Here is a 13,180-nt window from a genome sequence, read left to right as displayed (position 1 = left end):
CTCGGCTCAGGGTAAGAACTCCTGCTTGGTTGGCTGCGTCCGTCTCGGCGGCCTATCCCCAACTCGTCATGACCGTCTGAGAGCGGTTCTTGGCATGGGCGGCAGCGCGCCAAGTTTTCCGTAACGCGTGTTGTGTAAATTTGTGTGACTCGATACGGTGCCGCCATCTTCTGTATTCAGGACGGGAAGCCGGGATCAACATGTACGACGTTGCAGCAAGCGGGGCCGGCTTCGCCGGCGTGACGTACGCGGCGTTCAGCGGCTGGGCCGAACGGCCCACCGACTTCGCACCGATGTTGAAAGGGGAGGTCGCGTGTGACGTCGCCGTGGTTGGGGGTGGTTACGCCGGCATGGCGGCGGCGCTGCGGCTGGCTGAGCGCGGTGCTGATGTCGTCCTGCTGGAGTCCGGGTTCTGCGGGTGGGGCGGCAGCTCGCGCAACGCCGGGTACCTGTCGAACGCGCTGGCAGGCGACCCGCAGCTGCTGAACACGCTGTACGGAAGCCGACTGCCGGGCCTCGTCCGTTACGCGGACCGGGCGGCCCGATTCACCGAAGAGCTGATCGGGCGGCTCGCCATCGACTGTGCATACGAGCCGACGGGCAATGTCATCGCCGCCGTCTCCCCGGGGCAGCTCCGGCGCACCCGACGGAACGCTGAGATCCTCCGGGGTGCGGGGGCGGACGTCGAGTTCGTCGAGGGCGGGAGCTTCGGCCTGCCGAAGACGTTCCTCGGCGGCGTCTTCGAGCGGGCCGGCGGGTTGCTGAATCCCGGGATGTTCGCGCTCGGTCTGCGCGAGGCGCTTCTCGCATCAGGTGTGCGGACCTACGAGCGGACCGCCGTGCGCGCGGTCGAGCCCCACGCCTCGGGAGCAGTCGTGAGCGTGCCTGGCGGCTGCGTCCGCGCCGAGCGTGTTGTTCTGGCCACCAACGCATACTCCCGCGACCTGGCGATCGCCCCGAAGCGGATGGTCACACCGATCTGGACCAGCTTGGTCGAGACGGAACCGGTCGATCCCGAACGCCTGGCGGCGACCGGCTGGACGCGGCGCGTCGGTATCATCACCCCGCACGCGATCCTGGAGAACTACCGGCCCACGCCACGCGGCACGATCATGTTCGGAACCCGTCGGCTGCGGGCAGCGCAAGGGGCGCTGGGCGCCCGCGAGCCGGACGACGCGGTCGTGGCGGACCTCGTCCGCGGCTTCCACGAACGGTTCCCCTCCCTCCGCGATGTCGCACCGCGGCGTGCCTGGGGCGGGTGGATCGCGATGACGCCGTCGTTGCTGCCGGTCGCCGGCGAGGCGGCGAAGAACGTCTTCTACGCCATCGGCTGCAACGGCCACGGCCTCGCCCAGTCCCCTTACCTCGGAACGCTGCTCGCCGACCGGCTCGCCGGCGACCGGATGCACGAAGACCTCGCCGCCGTATGGCGTGCGCGGCCGCGGTTCGCTCCGTCCGTCTTCAACGCGCCGACGCTGCGCGCCGCTTGGACGGTCGACCGCGTATCGGATCGCTTGCACCGCCGCAGGTCCGCCTGAAGATCGGCCCCGTGCCGCGCCTTCCGCCGCACCCGGTAGTGGCAGGTTGTTGTGTGAGGGGGCGCTGATTGAAGGGCCGCGGTTGATCTTATGGGGCTGCTACGGCTCCCGGGCCCGAGCCCCGGAGCCGTAGCAGCTGGTGGAGCTTCGAAGTGGTTCGTGTGCTGCCGTGAAGGCCGGTGGCGGGTGATTACCGAGTGGTTGCGTGCCTGGCAGATGGCCCACTGCCCGCTACGGCGACGGCGCGGATTTCGACCAGCAGTTCGGGCAGGGCCAGTTGGGTCACTCCGACCGCGGTCCACGATGGGTAGGGGGCGGCGATGTACTCGTCCTTGACGCGGCTGAACGCTTCCATGCCGCCCCGGAGATCGGTGTGGAACGTGGTGAGCTCGACGATGTCGTCCAGGCTCGCTCCCGCGGCTTCGAGGACGGTCCGTACGCCTTCGAAGGCGAGCCGGGCCTGGGCCTCCGTCCCGTCGGCGGGCGTCATGGTGGTGGCATCGATCCCGACCTGGCCCGACACCCAGATCATGTCGCCGGCGCGGGTCGCCTGCGAGAAGTGCAACCTGTCGTGCAGCGCTCCGGTGGGAGGCGGGTTGACCGATCGGTGTTTCATTCCGTGGGACCTCCTCGCGGTCCTGGTCAGGCGAGTTGGCGGAAGACGGGGGAGCGGAACGGGTCGCCCGCGTTCAGTTTCGCCATCTCCTCGACGAAGAGAACGCCGTTGCGGGCGAAGTGCCTGTTGCCCTCAGGGAGGGGGCGGAACGTCGCGTCGTCGCCGAAGAAGCGCAGGACCAGCGTGTGGCGCTCCGGGCATGCGGCGTCGACGTGCGCGCCGCCATGCAGTGCGCGGGGGTGCAGTACGACGACATCGCCGGGCTCGGTCGCCCAGGAGAGGACGTCGTAGGTGTCGGGGTCGCGTGCGAGTTGGGCGTCGATGTCTGGCAGGCGCGGCAGGGTGCCGCCGCCGTGGAGCGGTTCGGTGGGGTCGTCGGGGTTGGTGAAGGTGGTGCCGTCGTACTGGGTGCCGTGGTGGGAGCCGCGGATGATCTCCAGCGAGTTCGTTTCCGGGAGTGCCTGGAAGCTGATCCAGGCGTTGGCCCAGTGCTCGCCGGCCCAGGGCAGGTACGCGGTGTCCTGGTGCCAGGTGGTGCGGCCACCGCGTCCGCCGGCCTTGAGAAATATCTCCTCGGCGAAGTACCAGACATGCCGGGAGCCCCACAGGTCGGCGAACAGCCGGCCGAACGGCAGCGACGCGACCATCGCGTCCAGTCGGGGCTTGGCGAGCGGGTTGGCGTTGTCGACGTGGGACTGCTGCTCGGTTCCGTTGAACATCCGCGACGCGTTGGGCCCGGGGTGCTCGACGGCCCAGTGGTACGCCTCCTGGCACCGCGCCAACTGCGCCGCGTCGAGACAGCCCTCCATGAGGACGGCGCCGTCGTTGCGGAATGCTTCCCTCACTGACTCCTGCATGGGGTTTCCTCCCGTAGGTCAGGTGGTGGCAGCACCGTAACGATTCCGCAGCGTTTTGCACAACGGTTGTTACGATAATTGTGTGGCAGAATCGCAGGGTGTCTGACAACCCGACCCGACAAGCGAACAACGACGGCGGCACCGGAGCGCCCGTGCGGCGTGGCCGCCCGGCCGGCGATCGCGAAGCCAAGCGGGCCGAGCTGCTGAAGGCGGCGGCCTCGGTGATCGCGCAGGAGGGCTATGCCAACACCTCGTTGCGCAAGGTGGCCCACCGCGCGGGGTGTACGACCGGAGCGGTGACGTACTACTTCGCGAACAAGGAGGAACTGGTCACCGCGTTGGCCGAGAGCCGGTTCGACGGCTTCGACGCCATGCTCGCGGCCGGCCGGGGCCGGCCCGACATCAGGGCGCTCCTGGAGCGGTGGCTGTTGCGGACCACCGACGATCCCGAGTTCTGGCCCGTGATGTCCCAACTGCTCATCCACGCACGCTACGAACCGGCCTTCGCCGCCGTCATCGAGCGGCGTTACGCCCGGCACCGCAGCGAACTGGCCGCGCTCCTCGCGGCCGGACAGGCGCAAGGCGCCATCCGTGACGACATCCCCGCCGACCTGCTCGCCGACCAACTCGGTGCCATTGGCGACGGCTGGATGATGATGTTCCCCATCGAGCCCAAGAGGTTCACGGCGAGCCGGGTGCAGGCTCTCCTCGATGCCGCCATCACCTTGATTTCCCCGCCTCCGGGCGCCCGTCGCGGCCTGGGCTCGTAAGAGACGGGCGCGAGTCGGCCGCGGACCGTCCGCGGCCGAACACGCCCGCCCCGCCGTCCCTCGTCGCGCGCGAACGGGTGCGATCAGGCGCGGTCAGGCGCCCCCGCCGCCCAGGACGCGAGCGATGTCCCGGGCCGCCTCGGTGCCGGTCTCGATGGCGCCGTCGATGCCGCCGACGCCGATCGCGGCGATGTCGCCGCCTGCGAAGCGGATGCGTCCGTGGGGCTCGCGCATCCGGGGTGCGGCCTGGGTCAGGTTCCCCGGCCGGTGATGCGCCCAGGCACCGCGGGAGAACGGATCGGTCACCCAGTCGTGGCAGGCGGTGTCGACCACTTCGATGCCGGGGACGAAGGCCCGCAGGGCGCGCTGCACCGCCGCGTGGTCGTTGCCGTCGATCGCCGAGGCGTCGGAGCAGAAGCACAGGACGAGGGTGTCGCCGTCGTGGCGGTATTCCGTCCTGGCGGCGTTGACGGGGTGTTTGCCGACCGGGGCGCCGGCGGCGAAGGGTGCTGCCTCGCCCCGGACCCGCACCCAGAGCTTGAGCGCCTGCACCGGGTGCTTCTGCTCGATCATGGTGCGCACCGGCTGGGTGAGGGCAGGGGTGATGGTCACGTCGCCGAGCGTGTTGAGGGGGAGTGCGACGACGGCTTGCCGTGCTCGGATGCGGTCGCCGTCCCGGGTCGTCACGGTGACCGCGGCCCCGTCGTCCTCGACCGCCACCACCGGGGTGGACAGGCGTAGTTCGGCCTTCGACTCGCCGGCGATCGCGTCGAGCAGTCGCCTGGTTCCGCCCTCGATCGGCCAGGCGCCGGCGGTTTCGAGGAACGCGCCCCAGTCACCGAAAGTCGTCGCGGCCCACAGGAGGAACTGGGCAACGCCCTGTTCGCTGTAGGAGTGGACCAACGGCGCCAGTACTCCATCGAGTACGTCCCGGTCGTACGCGGACAGGTTGAGCGCGTCGAGCCGGTCTCCGAGCGTCTCCTTCTCGATCGTGTCGGTGTCGGCGGCGGTGAGGTCGAACGGCTGCGGGAACCGCGCCCGTGCGTCATGCAGGTAACGGGTGACCAGCGGGCCGCAGAGGCTCGCGTATTCGGCCGCGGTTCCCGAGTGCACGGTGCCGTCGGCGAGCCAGTAGGTCTTCTCGATCTCCATCGGCGCGGAAAGGCCGATGCCGTAGCGCCTGAGTTCGTGCCAGATGTAGGGCTGGGTCCAGTGTGCGTACGCGCCGCCGAACTCCAGTGGGCGGCCGAACGCCTCGCCCGTGTAGGTCCGGCCGCCGATCCTGTCGCGCGCTTCGCACAACACCACCGAGTGGCCCGCGGCGCTGAGATCCCGGGCTGCGACCACACCGGCGAAGCCGGCCCCGACCACTGCAACGTCATACAAGTTGATCACGGCTTCCTGTCCTGAGTGCGGAGGATGGCGGCACCGTACCGAGCCTCACGAATTGACGCAACGAGCGTTACGAGAAATGTGGCTCCGTCGCCGCTGTCATTGCCCACCGGGGAAGCGCCACCACCGGGGAAGCGCCGCCACCGTGGAACGCCATCAGCAGCCATGGCTCGGCAGCCCGCCTCCGGGGCCCTCGCGCGGCATGCCCCGGTACTGTTCCTGCTCCAGTGCTGTTCCCGCTCCAGTACTGTGACGTCGCATGACCGATGCCGAGATCGAGCTTGAGATCGAGATCACCGTGGGCCTGGTCCGTGACCTGCTGCAGGAGCAGCATCCGGATCTTGCCGGGCTGGCCATCCGTGAAGTCGCGGGCGGGTGGGACAACCAACAGTGGCGTATCGGGGACGAGTTGGTCGTGCGTATGCCGCGTACGGACCGGGCTCCGGAGCTACAGCGCAAGGAGTGCCGGTGGCTGCCTGTCCTGGCCCCGCGCCTGCCACTTCCGGTCCCCAACCCTGTGCGGACCGGTGAACCTTCCGCTCGCTTTCCGAAGCCCTGGACCATCATGACGTGGGTTGCCGGCGAGCCGCTGGACGCCGCCTCCATTAGCCGCGGCGAGCACGCGGCTGACAGGCTGGCGGGTTTTCTCAGGGCGTTGCATGTGAAGGCGCCGGCCGAGGCGCCGACCGGTTCGGACCGTGGCGCTCACCCGAAGCACTACCGCGACGGCTTCGAGTATTTCTTTCAAGCCGTGGCGCCTGGCGGCATGGCCGATGAGGTTCGGGCTGTTTGGGAGGACGCCGTGGCGGCGCCGGCGTGGGAGGGCGCGCCGGTTTGGGTGCACGGTGACCTCCATCCCGCGAATGTCGTGGTCTCGGACGGGACGCTCTCGGGTGTCATCGACTTCGGTGACATGTGCGCCGGCGACCCGGCCTGGGACCTCGCGGCCGCGTGGGTGGTCCTTCCCGCGGGCGCCGCCTCCCGGTTCTTCGACATGTACGCGCATGCGAACGAGGCGACGATCCGGCGCGCACGCGGGCTGGCTGTTCTGAAAAGTCTGTTCCTCATGCTCATGGGCCAGAACGGCGACCGTGGCCTTCCCGGTGGCAAGCCGGCATGGGGGCCGGCGGGCCGGGTAGCGCTCGATCGCGCCGTACGAGGCGACGGTCTGGCGTAACCGCCGGGCGTCGCTAGGGGCATGAGCCGAGCTGGAGTGTCCCCCTCCTGCCATTGCAATACAGAGCTGTGCTGTATTGTATTTGTGTGACGCTTGACGACGATCTCCAAGAACACACCCGCGCCGCGTCGGCCCCGTCCATGAGGGCCCCCGGCCGGCCGCGCAGCCGGGAGGCGGACGAGGCCATCCTCGCGGCCGCGCTCGATCTGCTCATCGAACGAGGTGCCGGCTGGGCGAGTATCGAGCAGGTGGCGCGCCGCGCCGGAGTCACCCGCGCCACCGTGTACCGGCGCTTCCCGACCCTGACCGACCTGTTGGTGCGTGCGGTCGAGTGGGAATACCGGGACGTGGACCCCGGCTCGATGGACTGGCCGGACATCGACAGCATGGTCACGGCCTGGGCCGACCACCTCGGCAAGCCCCGCGCGCGCAAGTTGATCCGCCGCCTCTACGGCACGGTCGACGACCTCCCCGAATTGCTGCACGCCTACCACAAGGCGTACGGCAGCCACCGTGGCCTCGCGGTGCGTACCACGCTGGAGCGGGCTCGCGCGGCCGGGCAGCTCCCCCCGGACAGCGACCCGGAAATCCTCCAGCAGATGCTCAGTGGCGCGGCCCTGCAACACCTTGCCTCGCACCCCGACACCACCGGCGCGGAAGAGGTCAAAGCCTACTTCCTCGCCGTATTGGGACAGGTGGGGCTGCAGGTCGTCCCCGTACCCCGAAGGAGCACCGCACGATGACCGAGAACATGACCGAGAACATGGCGTGGCTCGGGCGGGACGCCCGCAGGGCCCGCAAGCAGGGGATGTCTGCCGTCACGCGGCGGCAGCGCGCCCGGTTGGCCGACATGGTCGCTCACGCCCGGGCCACTTCCCCTTACTACCGCAGTCTCTACAGTGGCTTGCCGGAACGGGTCGAGGACCCGACGCTGTTGCCAGTCACCGACAAGAAGAGCCTGATGGGGAACTTCGACGACTGGGTGGCCGATCGCGCCATCACGTACGAGAAGGTGCGCGCCTTCAGCAACGACCCCGACCGGATCGGGCAGCGGTTCCTCGGGAAGTACATGGTGGCCACCACCTCGGGCACCAGCGGACGACGCGGCCTGTTCGTCCTCGACGACCGCTACATGGACGTGGGCGCCGCACTCACCTCCCGCGCGCTCGCCTCATGGCTGGGCCCCGCCGGCCTCCTGCGGGCAGCCGCTCAACGCGGCCGCTTCGCCCAACTCGTGGCCACCGGCGGGCACTACGTCGGTTTCGCCGCGTACTCCCGCACGCTCCGAGCGGGCGGGTGGCGCAGCAAGCTGCTCCGGGCGTTCCCGGTGCACACGCCGATGCCGCGGTTGGTGGCCGAACTCAACCACTATCGCCCTGCCTTCGTCATCGGCTACGCCAGTACGATCATGCTGCTCACCGCCGAGCAGGAAGCCGGCCGCCTGCGCATCAACCCGGTGCTGGTCCAACCGGCCGGCGAGACGATGAGCACGGACGACACCGACAGAATCGCCCGCGCTTTCCGCACCACGGTCCGCGCCATGTACAGCGCGACCGAGTGCACCTACCTCAGCCACAGCTGCGTCCACGGCTGGTATCACGTCAACAGCGACTGGGCCGTGCTCGAACCGGTCGACGCCGATCACCGGCCCACCCCGCCCGGCCAGCTCTCGCACACCGTACTGATCAGCAACCTCGCCAACCGCGTGCAGCCATTCCTGCGCTACGACCTCGGTGACAGCGTCCTGCTCAGGCCCGACCCGTGCCCGTGCGGCAATCCGTTGCCCGCGCTGCGCGTGCAAGGGCGCGCAGGCGACATTCTCACCTTCCCCGCCAACGGCGGCGATTCCGTGCAACTCGCCCCACTGGCCTTCGGTACCCTCTTCGACCGCACTCCTGGAGTCGAACTGTTCCAGGTCGAGCAGACCGCCCCGTCGACCCTGCGTGTACGTCTGCTACCGGCCGCCGACGCCGACCCGGACCGCGTATGGCGGGCCGCCCACTCGGAGTTGACCCGCCTCCTCGCCGACAACAAACTCGACCACGTCACGGTCCAACGCGCCGAAGAGTCACCCCAGCAGGCGGCTGGAGGCAAGTACCGAACGGTCATCCCCTTCGACAGGGCCGGCACCCGTCCCTGAGCAACAATGGCGCGGCAGTAGCGGGAGCGCTTGATGCGAAGGAATGGCCGGTTCCTCGCTCACTTTCGTATCTGCAGCATCACAAAATATGCCCGGGCTCGTGAATGCCCATCCACCCGGAGAGGGCACTCGGGTCAGCTTCATGACAAGGGGAACCCCGTGCATCTGTTCGGAACCCGAACGGCCAGGGCCGCGGCGACTGCGTCGGCTGCCGTCGCGCTGACGCTGGCGCCGCTGGCGGGCAGCGCGCACGCTGGGGACAAGGTTGCCGTCGCGAGCCACGGCTGCCCCAGCGGCTACGTCTGCCTGTATCCGAATGCAAGCTGGAACAACGACAAGCCCGCGTTCAAGTGGTACCGCTACGGCTCCTACAACCTCAGCAACCAGTTCGGCTACAAGCGCTTCTTCAACAACCAGACCGACAACGCCAAGGCTCGCAACTGTCTCGGGTACGGCGGCACCGACTGCCAGGGCAACCAGGTAGCCGGCACATATGCGGACTACGACTACACCCCGTACAACTCGGTGAAGCTGGAACCGTAGGCCCAACTCTCCCTGGACCAGAGCGACCGTACGGCGCGGGAACGAACGGGGCCGCCGCCCACCGGAACGTGAGCGGCGGCCTCTCGCCCTCCTCGCAGCGGCGTGGCCCGCGTCGGTCGGCGGCTACGGCTCCACGGTGGTCGGCTTCTCGGCCCGGAGGTCGCTGACGAAGCCGCCCTTGATCACGCGCATCCAGTAGGCGTGCGACCGGTTCGCCGGGGGGATTCCGGGGTCGCGCTCCAGCTTGCGGTCCATCGAGGTGGCGCCGGCCGGGGCGTTCCGCTGGAATGTGTAGGGGTGCCACAGGCCGATCTCGCTGCTGTAGAACGGCTTGCGTTCCATCAGGAGGACCTGGTCCGGGTTGCCCTGCGCGGGTTTCCAGGCGACGCGGACGGTGACCGCGTCGAGCCGGGTGACGGACGTCAGCGCCGGCGCCTTCGGGATCACCGAGGAGGGTGCGGGCTTGACGGCGTCGCTGCGGATCGTCCGTGGCACGGACGGCTCGTAGTGTTCCGGGTTCTCCAGCTTGCCGATGACGCTGAGCGTGCCGGGAGCCGGGCCCTGCCCACCCGAACACGCGTCGACCTGGGCGACCTTGTGCCAGCCGTCGGAGAACCTCACGAAGTCCTCTTTTTGGAGGGGCAGTTCGCGGGTGCTGCCGCCGATGAGACCTCGTACGGAATAGGCGTAGCGGGAGTCGTCGGAACGGACCACCTGGTAGCTGCACCGGTCCACGGCCGCGGCGCGCGCGTCGATCGCCGGCCGGAGCGACGGCGCGTCGACGGCGGCGGCCGACGGAGTCGCGGAGGCGGCGCCTGCACCCGAGGCAAGGGCTCCGAGGCTCAGCGTGCACGAGGCTATTGCGACGGTGATACGGCGGGGCATGCATCCTCCGGTGACATTTAACGGCTCGCGGGAACCGGCGAACGGATGACGATCGGCGGCACCGACCGGGACGGGACGCTACCGTCAATCGATGGTCAAGGCGAGGGCAAGGGGAGGTAAAGGGAAACTTTTGTGTCAACTTCGCCCGCGGTCGTCTCCCTGGCCTGGTGGCTCGATGGCCCGGTGGCCCGAGGCGCGGCGGCATCCGCCTCTCAGATCACCCGGAACAGATCCGCCGCCACCTGAACATCCGTGAAATCCTCCACGGAGCGCAGGTTGTCGCTCAGCGTGTCCAGCACCGAGTCGGCCTCGGCGGCGCGAGGGGCGCCGATGGCCACGCCGAAGACGCGGAAGCCCAGGCGGTGTTTGGCGGCGTTCCAGTTGCGCATCCAGGTCTCGGTGACGTCGCACTCGTCGTCGGTGAGCATGACGATGTCGCCGCGGGCGCGGGCGGTGTCGTCGAACTCCTCCTCCAGCAGTTCCGCGGCCGCGGACAGGGGCGTTTGGTAGCTGGTGCCGCCGCCGAGGAAGGTTTCCGCGAAGTCGAGCACCTGGGTGGTGCCGGCGGGCTCGCCGGCCGGGAAGCGGAAGACGCGGAGTCTGTCGGCGGAGGAGAAGAGGATACCGACGAAGTCGCGTTTCGCGTGGCGGGCCTGGTCCAGCAGCGCGAGGGCGCACGCCTTGGCCCACGCTTCGCGGGTGCCTCCGCCGGGCCCTTCCATGTACATGGAATGCGAGGTGTCGACGCACGCGATGATCGCGCCCCGGCCGGTGGTCTGCTCGCCCTGGCTGTCGTAGAGCATCAGCTCCCCGGCGGCGTAGCGCGCGGCGAACACGGCGCGCAGCGCGGGCAGGCCGAGGTTGGCCAGCTCGGAGGGGATGACGCGGGAGAGGTCGTCGCCGAGGGTGACGCCGATCAGCTCCCCGGTGGCGTTCTCGACCTTGCGGGCGCGTTCACCGTCGGCCATCTGCCGGAAGCGGCCGATCAGTTCGGCCCACTGGGCGAGGCGGCTGGTGCGCAGCCGCTCGGCGAGCCGGACGCGCTCGTCGTACGGCAGCCGCTCCAGCTCGCCGGGGCCGACGCCCCACGCCCGCATCAGCGCCGCCTCCTCCCGTACGGTCTCGGCGGCCTTCGTCACAGCCTTCCGCGCGGTGGGGCGGAGGCCGGGGGCCGTTGCCGCGAGAGCGTGCGCGGCGTCCTGGGCGGCCTGTCGCGCGGCGGTGCCGGCGGCCTCGGCGGACTCGGCGTGTTGGACCGCCCGTCGTACGGTCTCGGCGGCCGGAGCCGGTACGGTGCCGTCCGCACCGGTCCCAGCGGCGGCCTGCTGTAGCGCCGCGCCCACCGCGGCCGCCGCGCCTTCGGCGGCCTGCCGGGCCTTCGCCGCCCGCTCGGCCTGCTCCCGAGCGGGCCGTAAGCGCTCCAGCATTTCGCGCAACGCGGTGCCCTGGGCGAGTACGGCCATGGCGGCGGCGTACGGGTCGCCAACCGTCTCCCGGTGCAGCTCGGCGAATTCCGGTGACTCCACCAACGAGCTGATGATCTGGTGGTTGACCAGCCGGGAAGGGGTCATCTCCGTACGTTCGCGCAGTCGCGGGCCGGCCTTGTAGGCGGCCAGGAACACGTCGGCCAGGAGGTCGGTGGCGTGATCGTGGCGTTCGGCCAGTTCCTCGGACAGCTCACGCAGCCCCGCGGACTGCGCGTAGGTGTCGCGCCACGCGATCTGCTCGAACGAGTTCGCCAGCACGGCCGTGAGGTGCTGTTCGGGCGCCGCGGCGGACCGGGCCAGCCACGGCCCGGCCCGGTGCGCCAGCTCGTCGAGTCTGCTCGGTGTCTCGCCCATACCCGTATCCCGACCGGCCGTGTTCAGACCTGGGCCTGCACCGTGCTCGCGTCCACGCCGAGGGCCTCGGTGAGCACCCGGGCGCGGACGGCACGCTGGCGGCCGGCGACCCGCTCGATGGCGGTGGTGGAGCGCCCGGCGCCCGCCGCCTCCGCGCGCAGCCGCTCCAGTCGCGTGCCCGCCCTGGCGAGCGTGTTGTGGGCGTTCTTGATGACCCACTCGCTCAGCGCCTCGCGGGACTGCCCGGCCATGGCGTCGAGCTGGGCCTCCAGCTCGTCGATGGTGTCGGCGAGATCGAGCGCTTCCTTGGCGTCGGGATTGACCAGGTGCAGCACCTCGCGCTCGACGGCCGGGCGCTGGGCGGGGGAGTCCCACAGCACATGCGTCAGCACCGACAGATCGGTTTCGGCGACGGCCGGACGGCCGTCGAGGTACGCGGAAGCCTGGAGCAGCCCCACCGCCTGCCGCCAGCGGCGGTCCGAGGCGACGAGCTCCTTGCGGCGGAGGGCGGCCCGCAGCGTGCACACCGCGTCCACGATCGCATCGGGCACGTCCACGGCCGGGACGGCTTCGGTCACGGCGTGCTGCAACGCGGCCAGCTCGACGGTCGTCCGTGCCGGTGCCGCCGGGCGGCTGACGGCGGAGCGGACCAGCGCGGCGAAGTTCGAGGGGTCTTCCAGGTACCCGACCTCGATCCGCACCAGCAGCCGGTCGTAGATCGCGGCCGCGTCCTCCCCGCCGGGCAGCTCGTTGCTCGCCGTGATGGCCCCGATCAGCGGGCAGCGGATCGGTTCGCCGCCGTTCTCGGGATGGTAGATCCGCTCGTTGAGGTAGCCCAGCGTCTCGTTGAGCGCCGCCGTCGAGCATTTGAATATCTCGTCGATGAACGCCACATGCGCGGTCGTGGCGCGCCCGTCGTAGACCTGCCGGTACTCGCCCCGGGCCAGCGCGGCGACGTCGATGGGCCCGAACATCCGCGTCGGCGCGGTGAACTTGGACAGCAGGATCTCCCAGTAGGAGGCCCCGTCGATCCTGCCCGTGAGCTCCCGGGCCAGTTCGGACTTGGCCGTCCCTGGCGGCCCCAGCACCAACGAGTGCCGCCCGGCCAGCAACGTCACCACCAGCGTCCGCACCACGTCGTCCCGCTCGTAAAACCGGTCCGACAACTCGTCGCAGACCGCCCGCAGCCGCTTCGCGGTGTCCTGCGCGTCCGGTGCGCCCATGGGCAACTCCTCGCTGTGGTGCCCTGGTGGGCATGAGGCGGTCTTGTTGTCCGGGCAAGATTATGTGAGGACCGGGGCGCGGCTTTTCGGGGCCCCGGAGCCGTCGTCACGTGTATTGCACCAAGGCACCGGTCACCAATGCCTGCACCGGTGCCTGCACCAGTTTGGGAGCGCTGCCGGGCCCGGAACCCTGGGAGA

The 13,180-nt window shown here is 69.9% G+C and carries 12 protein-coding genes; 6 read left to right on the top strand and 6 right to left on the bottom strand.

What is annotated here, in order from left to right; genetic code table 11:
- The first annotated feature begins 200 nt into the window (after positions 1-200).
- Positions 201-1,538, top strand: coding sequence for an NAD(P)/FAD-dependent oxidoreductase (locus ACH4OW_RS35180; RefSeq protein ID WP_398032274.1), 1,338 nt, complete (start codon positions 201-203; stop codon positions 1,536-1,538).
- 190 nt (positions 1,539-1,728) lie between these two features.
- Here ACH4OW_RS35180 and ACH4OW_RS35175 read toward each other — a convergent pair whose 3' ends face one another.
- Together ACH4OW_RS35175 and ACH4OW_RS35170 are read right to left on the bottom strand one after the other, a co-directional pair.
- Positions 1,729-2,154: a RidA family protein gene (locus tag ACH4OW_RS35175; protein ID WP_398032271.1), complete on the bottom strand. Its 426-nt coding sequence runs from the start codon at positions 2,152-2,154 to the stop codon at positions 1,729-1,731.
- Positions 2,155-2,180: 26 nt separating this feature from the next.
- Positions 2,181-3,011 (bottom strand): phytanoyl-CoA dioxygenase family protein, encoded by an 831-nt coding sequence (locus ACH4OW_RS35170; RefSeq protein WP_398032270.1) that lies wholly within the window; start codon positions 3,009-3,011, stop codon positions 2,181-2,183.
- Positions 3,012-3,109: 98 nt separating this feature from the next.
- On the opposite strand from ACH4OW_RS35170, the gene ACH4OW_RS35165 reads away from it, so the two are divergent.
- Positions 3,110-3,781, top strand: coding sequence for a TetR/AcrR family transcriptional regulator (locus ACH4OW_RS35165; protein WP_398032267.1), 672 nt, complete (start codon positions 3,110-3,112; stop codon positions 3,779-3,781).
- Between the two features lie 93 nt (positions 3,782-3,874).
- Here the strand turns inward: ACH4OW_RS35165 and ACH4OW_RS35160 are convergent, their stop codons facing one another.
- Positions 3,875-5,176 carry a flavin monoamine oxidase family protein gene (locus tag ACH4OW_RS35160; protein WP_398032265.1) on the bottom strand — a complete coding sequence of 434 codons (1,302 nt, stop codon included), beginning with the start codon at positions 5,174-5,176 and terminating at the stop codon, positions 3,875-3,877.
- Positions 5,177-5,432: 256 nt separating this feature from the next.
- On the opposite strand from ACH4OW_RS35160, the gene ACH4OW_RS35155 reads away from it, so the two are divergent.
- The 4 genes from ACH4OW_RS35155 (at position 5,433) to ACH4OW_RS35140 (ending at position 9,033) form a co-directional block, all read left to right on the top strand.
- Positions 5,433-6,350, top strand: coding sequence for an aminoglycoside phosphotransferase family protein (locus tag ACH4OW_RS35155; protein ID WP_398032263.1), 918 nt, complete (start codon positions 5,433-5,435; stop codon positions 6,348-6,350).
- Between the two features lie 86 nt (positions 6,351-6,436).
- Positions 6,437-7,093: a TetR/AcrR family transcriptional regulator gene (locus tag ACH4OW_RS35150; RefSeq protein ID WP_360135605.1), complete on the top strand. Its 657-nt coding sequence runs from the start codon at positions 6,437-6,439 to the stop codon at positions 7,091-7,093.
- Positions 7,090-8,490, top strand: a complete 1,401-nt coding sequence (locus ACH4OW_RS35145) for a phenylacetate--CoA ligase family protein (protein WP_398032260.1) — start codon at positions 7,090-7,092, stop codon at positions 8,488-8,490. Before ACH4OW_RS35150 ends, ACH4OW_RS35145 begins: the two co-directional genes overlap by 4 nt.
- Positions 8,491-8,649: 159 nt before the next feature.
- On the top strand, positions 8,650-9,033 hold the full coding sequence (locus ACH4OW_RS35140) for a hypothetical protein (protein WP_360135609.1): 384 nt from the start codon (positions 8,650-8,652) through the stop codon (positions 9,031-9,033).
- Positions 9,034-9,156: 123 nt separating this feature from the next.
- On the opposite strand, the gene ACH4OW_RS35135 is transcribed toward ACH4OW_RS35140, so the two are convergent.
- The 3 genes from ACH4OW_RS35135 to ACH4OW_RS35125 all read right to left on the bottom strand — a co-directional run bounded on the left by ACH4OW_RS35135 (position 9,157) and on the right by ACH4OW_RS35125 (position 12,982).
- Positions 9,157-9,918, bottom strand: a complete 762-nt coding sequence (locus tag ACH4OW_RS35135; protein WP_398032257.1) for a hypothetical protein — start codon at positions 9,916-9,918, stop codon at positions 9,157-9,159.
- Positions 9,919-10,130: 212 nt separating this feature from the next.
- Positions 10,131-11,759, bottom strand: a complete 1,629-nt coding sequence (locus tag ACH4OW_RS35130) for a VWA domain-containing protein (protein ID WP_398032254.1) — start codon at positions 11,757-11,759, stop codon at positions 10,131-10,133.
- Between the two features lie 23 nt (positions 11,760-11,782).
- Positions 11,783-12,982 (bottom strand): AAA family ATPase, encoded by a 1,200-nt coding sequence (locus tag ACH4OW_RS35125; RefSeq protein WP_398032251.1) that lies wholly within the window; start codon positions 12,980-12,982, stop codon positions 11,783-11,785.
- Positions 12,983-13,180 lie beyond the last annotated feature (198 nt).

The sequence above is a fragment of the Streptomyces sp. NPDC017056 genome, assembly GCF_044332485.1.
GTDB lineage: Bacteria > Actinomycetota > Actinomycetes > Streptomycetales > Streptomycetaceae > Streptomyces.
Note: the sequence above shows the minus strand (reverse complement) of the source record. Positions and strands in the feature narration are given on the sequence as shown.